This window comes from Dactylosporangium sp. CA-139114 (genome assembly GCF_050955725.1).
Classification (GTDB): Bacteria; Actinomycetota; Actinomycetes; order Mycobacteriales; family Micromonosporaceae; genus Dactylosporangium.
Genome location: NZ_CP192080.1, coordinates 164,717 through 177,052, shown reverse-complemented (window position 1 = coordinate 177,052; position 12,336 = coordinate 164,717). Strand labels below are relative to the sequence as shown.

Annotated in this window: 8 protein-coding genes; 5 read left to right on the top strand and 3 right to left on the bottom strand. The window is 73.0% G+C overall.

Annotation, left to right across the window (positions count from 1 at the left end; all coding sequences use genetic code 11):
- The first annotated feature begins 15 nt into the window (after positions 1 to 15).
- Positions 16 to 768, top strand: coding sequence for a VOC family protein (locus ACQP2P_RS00825; protein ID WP_433612275.1), 753 nt, complete (start codon positions 16 to 18; stop codon positions 766 to 768).
- On the opposite strand, the gene ACQP2P_RS00820 is transcribed toward ACQP2P_RS00825, so the two are convergent.
- From ACQP2P_RS00820 to mqnE, 3 genes are all read right to left on the bottom strand, one after another.
- Positions 746 to 2,008, bottom strand: a complete 1,263-nt coding sequence (locus tag ACQP2P_RS00820; protein ID WP_433612273.1) for a M14 family metallopeptidase — start codon at positions 2,006 to 2,008, stop codon at positions 746 to 748. The two genes, ACQP2P_RS00825 and ACQP2P_RS00820, sit on opposite strands and share 23 nt — an antisense overlap.
- A 66-nt stretch (positions 2,009 to 2,074) precedes the next feature.
- Complete coding sequence (locus ACQP2P_RS00815; RefSeq protein ID WP_433612271.1) at positions 2,075 to 2,356, bottom strand: DUF4229 domain-containing protein; 282 nt, start codon at positions 2,354 to 2,356, stop codon at positions 2,075 to 2,077.
- 18 nt (positions 2,357 to 2,374) lie between these two features.
- Complete coding sequence (gene mqnE / locus ACQP2P_RS00810) at positions 2,375 to 3,544, bottom strand: aminofutalosine synthase MqnE (protein WP_433612269.1); 1,170 nt, start codon at positions 3,542 to 3,544, stop codon at positions 2,375 to 2,377.
- 341 nt (positions 3,545 to 3,885) lie between these two features.
- On the opposite strand from mqnE, the gene ACQP2P_RS00805 reads away from it, so the two are divergent.
- The 4 genes from ACQP2P_RS00805 (at position 3,886) to ACQP2P_RS00790 (ending at position 12,306) form a co-directional block, all read left to right on the top strand.
- Positions 3,886 to 5,352 carry an NlpC/P60 family protein gene (locus ACQP2P_RS00805; protein ID WP_433612267.1) on the top strand — a complete coding sequence of 489 codons (1,467 nt, stop codon included), beginning with the start codon at positions 3,886 to 3,888 and terminating at the stop codon, positions 5,350 to 5,352.
- Between the two features lie 165 nt (positions 5,353 to 5,517).
- Positions 5,518 to 10,251 (top strand): hypothetical protein, encoded by a 4,734-nt coding sequence (locus tag ACQP2P_RS00800; protein WP_433612265.1) that lies wholly within the window; start codon positions 5,518 to 5,520, stop codon positions 10,249 to 10,251.
- Between the two features lie 171 nt (positions 10,252 to 10,422).
- Complete coding sequence (locus ACQP2P_RS00795; RefSeq protein ID WP_433618899.1) at positions 10,423 to 11,649, top strand: DEAD/DEAH box helicase; 1,227 nt, start codon at positions 10,423 to 10,425, stop codon at positions 11,647 to 11,649.
- Positions 11,650 to 11,700: 51 nt separating this feature from the next.
- Complete coding sequence (locus ACQP2P_RS00790; RefSeq protein WP_433612263.1) at positions 11,701 to 12,306, top strand: putative glycolipid-binding domain-containing protein; 606 nt, start codon at positions 11,701 to 11,703, stop codon at positions 12,304 to 12,306.
- Positions 12,307 to 12,336 lie beyond the last annotated feature (30 nt).

Below are 12,336 nucleotides of genomic sequence, written 5' to 3'. Positions count from 1 at the left end.
TGGCACCATCTCGCCATGCGAATTCGGGGTTATGCGCCGGGCACGCCGTGCTGGGCGGAGCTGGTCAGCCCTGACCCGGCCGCGGCCGAACGCTTCTACGGCGAGCTGTTCGGCTGGGCCCGCAACGCCGACGGGCACTTCACGCTGGGCGGGCGGGCCGCGGCCGGCCTGCGCGAGGGGCGCCGGGGCGGCTCGGCGGCCTGGCTGATCTCGATCTCCACGGACGACCCCTCGGGCACCGCCGGGGCCGTCGAGCGCTCCGGCGGGGCCGTGCGCGTCCCGCCGGCCAGCGTGCGTGACCTCGGTACCGCCGCCGTCTTCTCCGATCCCGGCGGAGCGCTCTTCGGCACCTGGCTGCGCAGCCGGTTCGGCGGGGCTCAGGTGTCCTTCGAGCCCGGCGCGATCTGCTGGTACGAGCTGGCCACCCACGATCTCGACCGGACCGGCGCCTTCTACAAGGAGGTGTTCGGCTGGCACACCGTCGAGGCGCCCAGCGACGGCCGGCCGTACTTCGAGCTGCACCACCACAACGACACCGTCGGCGGGCTGCTGCCGATCGACGACCGCTTCCCGCCCGGCATCCCCGACCACTGGACGGCCTGCTTCATGGTCGAGGACGCGGCCGCCGCCTGCGCACGGGCCACCGAGCTCGGTGGCTCGGTGGCCCATGCGGCTGCACCGGCCTCGGCCGGCCGCTATGCGCGCCTGGCCGACCCGACCGGCGGGCACTTCGCGGTCATCGAGCTCAGCGAGGACTGGGCGCTGTAGCGCACAGCTGCTGCTTGCCGATCACGCGGTACGCGCAGTCCGCGTACTCGGCGAGCGTCAGGCTGGCGTCCTGGTTGCGGGCGGTCTGCGCGTCGATGACGCTCGCGGGCGGGTAGAAGCCGCCCTTGGACGGCGAGTTCGGGTACATCTCGAACGTGAACGCCCAGACGCCCTGGGTCGCCCAGAGCCAGTCGATGATCGAGCCGTCGGTGATGTACAGGCTGCTGGACTGCTCGGGCGTGTACCCGTTGCTCCGGGCGAACGTGCGGCCCAGCGCCGCGAAGGTCTTCTGCTGGTCCGGGCCGAGCCCCGCGGCCGTCGTGTTCATCGTGTACCCGTACGGCCAGAGGATCAGCTCGGAGTACGTGTGGAAATCGATGGCCGCCTTGATCTGCTGCACCCCGCCGACCCGCCGGCTCAGCACGAAGTCGCGCAGCCGCTGGGTCTCGGGGGCGGAGAACGCCTGCGGGCCGTGGTAGGTCTCCGACGACAGCGCCGAGCTCGACCCGTTGCAGCAGGCGAACTTGTAGCCCCAGTTGCGGTTGAGGTCGACGCCCTTGTAGCCGCCGCCGACGGGCTGGCGGTTCTTGCGCCAGTTGTGGTACTTGCCGCCGGCGAGGTCGTACTCGCCGCCGTCCGGGTTCATGTCCGGCACGATCCAGATCTCGCGGGTGTCGACGAGCCTGGTGACGCGCGGGTCCTTGCCGTAGCCCTCGGTGAACATCCTCACCAGGTAGAGGGCCATCTCGACGGTGAGGTGCTCCCGCGCGTGCTGGTGGGCGTCGTAGAGGATCTCGGGCTCGTCCTCGTCCTTCGCCACGTTGTCCGAGATCTTGATCAGCGGTATGTCGCGGCCCTCGTACGTCTTGCCGAGGCTGAGCTTCTGCATGATCTTCGGGTACGCCTTGGCCGCCCTGTCGAGCTCGGCCTGCATCTCGGCGTAGTCGTGGTAGCCGGAGTCGGCGGCCGGGAAGCCCTCGGTCCGGGTCCGGCTGATGCTGAACCCGAGCCGCTCGATCTGCCTCGCCTCGTCCGGCGTGGCCGTCACGGCGGCCGTGCCGTTCTCGATGCTGTCGATGCTGGCTCCGGTACCGCCGACACGGTTGCGATCCGCGGCGCTTTCGACCCCGCGGACGACGTAAGGTCCGGACTTTTGCTGATATTTCGGACTAGCCGGGCTCGCGTCGGCCGGGTTGACCGCGAAGAGCGTCACCACCCCGACGACTGCGAAGGACACCACCGACACGAACCTGCGACCCATCAAGCCCCCTGGAGTGACTAAGCGCCATCCAAGGCTTAAGTGGTTTCAGTCCGATTTGGTGGCGCTTTCACCCCCATCATCATCCCCGTTGAGGGCGGCACGCAGCCGTTTCTTGTTGTCGGCTCGCTTCTGGGCCATGCCGACGGCCTGCACGGAGGCCTCCTCGCGCAGCCCGCGGAGCAGGAAGAACGCGGCCACGGCCGAGACGATCACGGCGATCATGAGCTTGAGGAGCACGCTGACGTCGAGCGGAATGGAGAGCATCACGAGCGCGGCGAGCCCGAAGAGGCCGAGCCGCGCGAGCGTGTACTTCAGAAACGGTGACATGGTGACCCCAGCCTAGCCTCAGGCCCAGACCTTCTGCGGTTCGCTGCGGCGCTCGGCCAGGGGCGTCGGCTTGTCGTACTCGCGGACGACCTCGTACTTCGTGTTGCGCTCGACCGGCTGGAAGCCCGCGTCCCAGATGAGGTGCAGCAGGTCCTCGCGGTGCATGGTGTTCGGCGTGCCGTAGCTGTCGGCGTCGTGCGTGATCTTGTACTCGACCACCGAGCCGTCCAGGTCGTCCACGCCGAAGTTGAGCGACAACTGGGCGACCGAGAGCCCGTGCATGACCCAGAAGCACTTCACGTGCGGCACGTTGTCGAACATCAGGCGCGACACCGCGAAGGTCTTCAGGCTCTCCGCCGGCGAGGCCATCCTCGTGCGGGCCTGCAGCCGGTTGCGGATCTTGCCGTCGGCGGAGTCGACGAAGTCGTGCTGGTAGCGCAGCGGGATGAAGACGCTGAAGCCGCCGGTCTCGTCCTGCAGCTCGCGCAGGCGCATGACGTGGTCGACGCGGTGGCGGGGCTCCTCGATGTGGCCGTACAGCATCGTGGAAGGAGTCCGCAGGCCCTTGCTGTGGGCCAGCCGGTGGATGCGCGACCAGTCCTCCCAGTGCGTGGCGTGGTCGACGATGTGCTGGCGGACCTCCCAGTCGAAGATCTCCGCGCCGCCGCCGGTCAGCGACTCCAGGCCGGCGTCGATGAGCTCGTCGAGGATCTCGTCGGCGGGCAGGCCGGAGATCTTCTCGAACCACTGGATCTCGGTCGCCGTGAACGCCTTCAGGTTCACGCCGGGCAGGGCGCTCTTGAGCTCCCGCAGGACCTTCGGGTAGTACTTCCACGGCAGCGTCGGGTGCAGGCCGTTGACGATGTGCAGCTCCGTGAGCTGCTCACCCTCCATCTCCTTGGCCTTCTCGACGGCCTCGTGGACCCGCATGGTGTAGGCGTCCTTCTCGCCCGGCTTGCGCTGGAAGGAGCAGTACGCGCAGCTGGCGGAGCACACGTTCGTCAGGTTGAGGTGCCGGTTGACGTTGAACATCACCCGGTCGCCGTTCTTCTCGGTGCGCACCTGGTGCGCGAGCCGGCCGAGCCAGACCAGGTCGTCGGACTCGTAGAGCGCGACACCGTCCTCCCGGCTCAACCGCTCGCCGGCGGTGACCTTGGCCTCGAGTTCGCGCTTCAACCCTGCATCCACGGCCGCCAGCCTACTTCGGACCCCTCGTTACCCCCGCATTCACCTCTTGACGACGAAGCTGACATTGATCGCCACTCGACGCGTGTCGCTTCGTGAGGTAAACAAAAGTGGGCAGGAACACGGTCGGGCGGCAGACCGACTGATCGATCGGCGACGATCGACCATGTGGCATGGCTAACCGACTGGGGACGGTGGCGATGAGTGGGTTGGTGCTGAGGGCTGCGTATCCGGGCGAGATCCCGGCCACGCCTTCGGTTGAGCAGGCGCATCCTCCTGCGGTTATGCGGCAACGCACCCGCCGGCGGCCGGGTCCGGTGAGGACCGCGGTCGTGGTGTGCGGGATGCTCTGCGCCCTGATCGCGCGCCCGGCCTACGCCGACCCCGGAAGCGGCATTCCGGACACCGGCTCGCGGCCGGTCGCCTCCGGCGAGCTCCTCCTGCCGGGCGCCACCGGCGCGGCGACCCTGCCGCCGGCCACCACGACGACCCAGCGCGGGCCCAAGGCCGCCGAGCTCGCCCAGCTCGAGCTGACCGTCGCCCAGCTCGGGGAGAAACGCAACCGGGCCTCGACCGACCTCGACACCGCGCGCAACACCCTCGCCGACGCCCAGGTCAAGCTCACCGAGGCGGGCAAGCGCGTCGAGGAGCAGCGGCAGCGGGCCGACGACGCCGCGGCCGAGGCGTACAAGCGCGCCCAGCAGCTCGGACCGCTGAACGGCTACGCCAACGACCTGCACCAGTTCGGGCTGATCGCGCCCGGGCTCGGCGGTCAGCCAGGCGGCGAGGAGGCGGCCCGCGACCTGCTGCGCGCCCAGGAGGCCGAGTCGGCCGCGCGCCAGGAGGTCCAGGCGGCGCAGGACGCGATGCAGGCCGCGCAGGGCACCTACACGCCGATCGACACCGAGTTCCAGGCCAAGAACACCGAATACGTCAACCTGCGCGCCCAGAACGACCAGCTCGTGCTCCAGCTCGAGGCCGAGCAGGACGCGGCCGAGCAGGCGCTGAGCCCCAACCTGGCCGACAACCCGAACATCGACGGGATGGTGGCCAACCCGAAGGCCGTCCAGGCGCTGAACTACGCGCTGAGCAAGGTCAACATCGCCTGGTACGTCTGGGGCGACGAGGGCCCCGACACGTTCGACTGCTCCGGTCTCGCCTACTGGGCCTACGGCAAGGTCGGCGTCCGCGTCCCGCGCGTCGCCGCCGACATGTACCACGGCACCCACGCCATCCAGGTGACCAAGAACAGCCTCGGCGACCAGCTGCTCCCCGGCGACCTCGTGTACTTCGCCACCGACAAGAGCGACTGGCGCTCGATCTACCACATGGGCATCTACATCGGCGGCGGCAAGATGGTCAACGCCCCGACGAGCGGCCAGAAGGTCAAGATCGCCGAGGTGCGCTGGTCGAAGCTGTACGGCGCGACGCGAATCTTCGACGCGGTGCCCGGCCCCGGCGCGAACCCGACGACCTCGGCCCCGCCGGCCAACGGTGGCGGCGGGACGAACCCGTCGAACTCCGCCTCGCCGTCGCCGTCCAACTCGGCCTCGCCGTCGCCGACGCAGAGCACCTCGCCCTCGCCGTCGACCCAGCCGCCCTCGTCGGCGCCGCCCTCGCCGACCGCGAAGCCGTCCGAGACCCCGTCCGAGACCCCGTCCGAGACCCCGTCGGTGATCCAGTCGGCGCCGCCGAAGGTGCCGGCCAAGCCCTCCACGGCGGCGGCGTCCTCGCAGCCGGCCACGGCCCAGTCCTCGGCGGCCGGCGCGAGCACGGAGGCCAAGACGTCGGCGAGCGCCTCGGGAAGGTGACCCTTCCCGGGGATTGCGACGCGGAACCCTCGCTGAGGGTTGTGATCCAAAACCCGACGGACTCCGATCCAGCGCTGCGTGACTCGATGTGGCACCGTGGACCCGTTGACTGACGGACGGGGAGCCCGTCGGGCACGTAATGATGCCCGTCTCATGGAGGCAGCGATGGACGATCGGGAGACGCGGGACGGTACACGCGGCGAGGCGGCTCGCAGCGGCCCGCCCCCGGGCGACGGCGCCGACCTGCCGCCGTTGCCGCCCCCGCCCCCCGTGGGCGCGGAGCTGCCGCCGGAGCCCTCGGACGAGGAACTGCCCGACCAGGCGTACGAGCCGCCGCCGACCCCGGTGGACGGCGCGCTCTGGCCCGGGGCGAACCCGTTCGAGTCGGCGGGTGGCCAGGACGAGGACGACCCGGAGCTGGCCGCGATGATGGCCGCCTTCGGCGACAGCTCGGACGCGGCCCCGGCTGCCCCGCCCTCCGCTGCACCGGCTTCGACCCCGGCGGCAGCGGCCCCTTCGCCAGCCCCTGAGTCGGCCCCGTCCCCGTGGGAGCCTTTCGCGCCGTCGTCGTCCGCGCCCTCTGCGGCGCCGACGTCCTCGGGGTCCTCGTGGGAGGCCTTCACCCCACCGGCGCCCTTCTCGGTGCCGACGTCGGAGCCTTTCGCGGGTGTGCAGCAGGGGGCGCACGCCGCCGAGCCGAGCTCCGCGCCTCCGGCTTATGAGCCGCCGTCCTTCGCGCCCGCCTCGGCGCCTCCCGCCTACCAGCCTGGCGCCTATGAGCCCGACGCCTACGCGCCCCGCTCCTCGTCGCCGGCCCCCGAGCCTGAACCCTCGGCGGCGGTCGACGAGTCCCCGGCGTTCCAGCTGCCGAACCTGAACCCGTCTCCGGGCGTGTACGGGCCGCCCCCGACCGACCCGACGCCTCCGCCTCCGTCGGCCCCGGAGCCCCACGCCGCGGACGAGCCCTCGGACGGCCTGGCTCCCCCGTTCGCCCCGACCCCGCTGGAGGGCTTCGCGCCGGCGGCCGAGGAGTCGGACTCATCGGACATTTCGGGCTCTTCGACTCCGCTGAACCCGGTGGTGGGCCGCGCCACCGTGGCGGGCATCACGTCGCCGAACACCGATTACGAAGAGGTACGACACGAGGCCGGCATGTACCGCGCCAACGTCTACTCCTCCGACCCCGAGCCGTCGTCCCCCGGCCGTCCCGCCGACTCGGACGCGCCCGATTCCGACTCGTCGTCGTCCTACGAGCCTCCGGCCTCTTCTTCGGCTTCTTCGGCTTTTTCAGCTTCTTCGGCCGAGCCGGATGCCCCGTCGTCCTACGAGCCGCCGGCCTTCTCAACTTCGGAGCCGCCGCCCTACCAGCCCTTCGGCACCACCTCGGCCCAGCCGGACGCCCCGTCGTCCCACGAGCCGCCGGCCTTCTCCTCCTCGGAGCCGCCGCCCTACCGGCCTCTCGGCACCACCTCGGCCGAGCCGGACGCCCCGCCGTCCTACGAGCCGCCGGCCTTCTCCTCCTCGGAGCCGCCGCCCTACCGGCCTCTCGGCACCACCTCGGCCGAGCCGGACGCCCCGCCGTCCGTGCCCGCCGAGGAGGAGCCGCCGCCGCTGCCGAGCCGCTCGCGCGCCCCTCGCCCCGCGGCGGAGTCGTCGTGGGACGCGTTCGCCCGCCCGTGGAAGGCCCCCGAGCAGCCGGCCGCCGAGGCCGAGCCCCCGGCCTACAACCAGCCGTCCGACCCGGCCCCGGCATACGGCGCCTCGGACGAGCCCGCACCGGCATACGGCGCCTCGGACGACCCGGCCCCGTCGCACAGCCCGGTGGGCGAGTCGGCACCGTCTTCCGCACCTCCCGCGTACGAGCCCGCACCCTCCTACGGCCAGGCCGACGAGCCCGCGCCGTCCTACTCGCCGCCCAGCGAGCCTGCCCCCGCGTTCGGGCAGGCGAGCGAGCCGGCGCCGGTGGTCCACCCGTTCGCGATCCAGCGCTCGCAGGTCCCCGCGGCCGATGCGCCGAGCGACGCTCCCTCCGGCGCCGGTTCGCCGTTCGCCGGAGCCGGAGCCGGTGCTGGTGCCGCAGTCGCCGGGGTCGGAGCCGGTGCCGCGGTCGCCGGGGGTGCCGTCGCGGCCGCGCGGGCCAGCGCTTCGGTGCCGGGCCTGCACACGGTCAGCGCCGAGGAGGCGGCCCAGGCGGCACGGGGGTCGACCCCCACCGTGTACCGCGGCGGGGGCGCCCTCACCGCCGACCAGTCCGCCGCGAGCGACTCGCCGTCCGAGGACGAGCCGGCCGAGCCGATCCCCGGCCCGGCGCCCTCGCCCTTCCCGAGCCCGGAGCCGGCCCCGCGGCCCGAGCCCTCGCCGTTCCCGCCGGCGCCGGCTCCCGAGCCGATCCCGCACCCGTACCCGCCCGCGCCCGAGCCGGAGCCCATCCCCCAGCCGGAGCCGACGCCGCAGCCCGGCCCGACGCCGGGGCCGTTCCCGGAGCCCCCGCCGCGCCCGCCGTTTCCCGGCCCGTCGCCGTTCCAGCCCGGCCCCTTCCAGGCCCCGGACGCACCCGACGCCCCGGCGTTCAACCCGCCCCCGATCCCGGGGACGCCCGACGCCCCGGCCTTCAACCCACCCCCGATCCCGGGCACCCCGGACGCGCCGGCCTTCAACCCGCCGCCGATCCCAGGCACCCCGGCGTACAACCCGGCGGGCTTCCCGCCCCCGATCCCCGGCACGCCCGACGCTCCGGCGTACAACCCGCCGCCCATTCCGGCCGCGCCCGAAGCACCGGCCCCGGCGTACAACCCGCCGCCGATCCCGGGCTCCCCGACGTACAACCCGGCAGGCTTCCCGCCCCCGATCCCCGGCACGCCCGAGGCGCCCGAGGCGCCCGCCTACAACCCGGCCGGCTTCCCGCCGCCGATCCCGAGCACGCCGAGTTATCCGGGCGCGCCCGGCATGTCGACGCCGCCCGAGCCGCCCGGCCCGCCGAGCTTCGGCCCGCCGCCGATCCCGGATGCCCCGTCGTACGGAGTCCCCGACTCCCAGCCCGCCCCGTCGTTCGGCGGGGCCAGCGCGCCATCATCCGGAGCCCCGTCCTACGGAGTCCCCGACTCCCAGCCCGCCCCGTCGTTCGGCGGAGCGAGCGCGCCCTCGTCCGGAGCGCCCTCGTACGGCGTCCCGGACTCCCAGCCCGCCCCGTCGTTCGGCGGAGCGAGCGCGCCCTCGTCCGGAGTGCCGTCCTACGGAGTGCCGGACTCGCAGCCGGCCTCGTCGTTCGGGCCCGGCGGAGGATCGGCGTACGGGCTGCCCGACAACAGCCCCGCCCCGCCCTTCGGCGGCGACCGCACCCCGCCGCCGGTCTCCAGCTCCCCGTTCCTCGTGGCCGAGGAGCCGCCGCCGCTGCCGGACGACGAGGGCGCGGACCCGAGCAGCGACGCCCGGCCCGACGAGGGCAGGCCGGGCGGCAGCCAGCCCGCGTACTCGATGCCCTCCGCGGAGCACCCGTGGGGCCACAACGGCGACGCGTCCGCGGAGCAGGAGCAGCCGCCGCCGGTGCAGCAGGGGTGGAACCGCCCCGGCTACGTCGCGCCGCTGCCCGGGCAGCAGAGCTGGGGCCCGCCGCCCGCCCAGCCCCCGCACGGGAACGCGCAGCCGGCCTGGCAGGGTCACCCGCCGCAGCCCCAGCCGGGCCAGCCGGTTCAACCGGGCTGGCAGCCGCCGCAGCACCCGCCCCAGCAGCAGGGCTGGAACCCGCCCGGCCAGCAGCCGCCCGTCCAGGGCTGGCAGCCGCAGGCCGGACAGCCTCAGCCCGGGCAGCCGCAGCCGGGCTGGCAGGGCCAGCAGCCCCAGCCGGGCCAGCCGGGCTGGCGTCCACCGCAGCCCCAGCCGCCGGGCTGGCAGCAGCCGGGCTGGAACGCACCCCAGTCGGCACCTCCGGCGCAGCAGCCGGGCTGGAACGCACCGCAGTCGGCACCTCCGGCCCAGCAGCCGGGCTGGAACGCACCCCAGTCGGCGCCACCGGCCCAGCCGGGCTGGAACCAGCCGCAGAGCGGACCCCCGGCCCAGCAGCACGGCTGGAACCCGCCCCAGTCGGCCCCGCCGGCGCCGCAGGGCTGGAACCAGCCGCAGAGCGCACCCCCGGCCCAGCCGGGCTGGAACCCGCAGCAGCCGCCCCAGTACGGACAGCAGCCCCCGCAGTACGGGCAGCCACCGGCGTACGGGCAGCAGCCGCCACCGCCCCAGCACGGTCAACCCCAGTACGGACAACCGCAGTACGGCCAGCAGCAGCCGGGTTGGAACCCGCCCGGCCAGCCGCCCGCCTGGGCACCGCCGCCGGTGCCGGGCGCGCCGGGAACGGAGAGCGACGAACATGAGGTACAGCAGCAGAACTGGCCCGGTGCCGGGGGCTATCCGCCGCCGGCCAACCGCGCGCCCGGCAGCGTCTACCCGTCCAGCGGCGCGCCTTCGCAGCACGGACCGGAGCACGGCCAGCCCCCGGCCATCCCTCCGCCCGACAAGGAGGGCGAATTAGCCGAGGACGAGGCGGAGTCCGAACGGGACGAGGCCGAAGTCGCGCAACCGGCCCCAGCGGCCGACAGCTACGGGAAGTGGGCCCGTAACGAGCGGGCCTCCGCCGGCACGGTTTACGGCGGGAAGGGCGGCGCATCGCCGACGCCCCTCCCCGCCGTCGACGGCGGGGGCAGCTTGTTCGAGAACACCGGGTCACTCACCGGGCACATCCTGAGTCAGGGCACCGTGGAGTCGGACGACGACGAGGAGCCCAGCAAGTCCGGCGATCGCCGGGTGTGGATCATCATCGGAGTGCTGGTGGTCGTACTCCTGGTGGGCGGCTACTTCGCCGTCACGCTCGCCCACAACCTCATCGACGGCGTGAGCTCGCCCAAGTGAGGCGCGACACGGCGGCTGGGACCCTTCGGGGGAGATCGGATACTCTTAACCGTTCTCCAATCGGAAGGTCCCAGCTCCTTGCTGCTCGCTGACCCCAGCTCGTATCCCTCCCTCTTCGAATCGACCACCGAGCAAGAGCCGGCCACCGGGCCCGGGTTCGCGAGCCTCGGACTGCCGCACAAGCTGGTGCGGGCGCTGGCCAAAGAGGGCATCACCGAACCGTTTCCGATCCAGTCGGCGACCGTCCCCGACGTGCTCGTCGGCCGCGACGTGCTCGGCCGCGGCCGCACCGGCTCGGGCAAGACGCTCGCGTTCGGCCTGCCGCTGCTCGCCCGGCTCGCCGCCTCCGGCCGCTCCCGGCCGCACGCGCCCAAGGCTCTCGTCCTGGTGCCGACCCGCGAGCTCGCGATGCAGGTCAATGACGCGCTGACCCCGCTGGCCAAGGTGCTCGGCCTGTTCTGCAAGACCGCCGTGGGCGGCGTGCCGTACGACCGGCAGATCTGGTCCTTGGAACGCGGTGTCGATGTGCTGGTGGCGACGCCGGGCCGGCTCGGGGACCTCATCAAGCGGGGCGCCTGCCGCCTGGACGCGGTCGAGATCACCGTGCTCGACGAGGCCGACCAGATGGCCGACATGGGCTTCCTGCCCGAGGTCACCGAGATCCTGGGCCAGACGCCGGCGAGCGGGCAGCGGCTGCTGTTCTCCGCGACGCTGGACAAGGACGTCGACGCGCTGGTGGCGAAGTTCCTGGTCGACCCGGTGACGCACTCGATCGAGCCGCCGGTGGCCTCGGTGGGGTCGATGGATCACCACGTGCTGCTGGTGCCGCCGCACGACAAGATGGCCATCGCCGCCTCCATCGCCGCTCGCAAGGGTCGCACGATCCTGTTCGTGAAGACCCAGCTGGCCGTGGACGAGCTGGTGGAGCAGTTCGCGCGGGTCGGGGTGCGGGCCGGGGGGCTGCACGGCGGCAAGACGCAGCGGGTGCGGACCCGCACGCTGGCCGAGTTCCGCGAGGGCACGGTCGACGTGCTGGTCGCGACCGATGTGGCGGCGCGCGGGATTCACATCGACGATGTTTCCCTGGTCGTACACGTGGATCTCCCACGGGACCAGAAGGACTATCTGCACCGGGCGGGCCGCACGGCTCGGGCCGGGGCCGCGGGCACAGTCGTCTCGCTGGTGCTGCCGCGGCAGCGACGGCGGGCGGCGGCGCTGCTGGCCAAGGCCGGCGTCACCCCCCACGAGCTGCGCGTCCGCGCGGGCGACCCGGCGCTGGCCGAGGTCACCGGCGCGCGTCAGCCGAGCGGGGTGCCGGTGCGCTTCACCCCGAAGGCGCCGACCAACGCGCCCGGTCGCCGATTCGCGAACGACCGGCGCCCACCCCGCAATCGCTAACCCTCGGTAGCGAGGCCCACACGAACGCTCGCGGTCGAGTACGGTCCGGGGATGACCGTGCTACCGCGAGCGTTCGCCTGGCAGCGGACCGACACCGTCGGCGGAGAGTTCGTCACCCTGGATGACAGGCGGGGCCTGCACGCCAAGGGGGTCGCGTTCGCGGCGGACAACGCGCTGTACACCTGCCGCTATGACCTGCACGCCGACGAGTCGTGGGCGAGCACCCGGCTGGAGGTCGCCGCCGAGGGCGCCGGCTGGCTGCGGACCCTGCGCATGGAGCGGGCCGCCGGGCGCTGGCGGGTCACCACCAGCGAGCAGGGCAACCTCGAGCGGCTCCTGCCGACCGCGCCGATGTCGGGCATCGAGGAGCCGGACCGGCTGCACGCTGTGCTCGACGTGGACCTGCACAACTCGCCGCTGACCAACACGCTGCCGATTCGGCGCCTGGGGCTGCACCGCGCCGAGCCCGGCACCAAGGTCGACATCGAGGCGGCATGGGTCCTGCTGCCGAGCCTGGCCGTCCTGCCCTATGCGCAGAGTTACGAGGTCATTGCGAAGAGCCGGATACGGTACCGCTCCGAGAACTTCGTCGCCGACCTCGACCTCACCGCGGACGGTTACGTCGCCGAATATTCGGGCCTGGCGACGCTGGCATGAACCGCCTTCGTGGCCCGGACCTACCTCGCC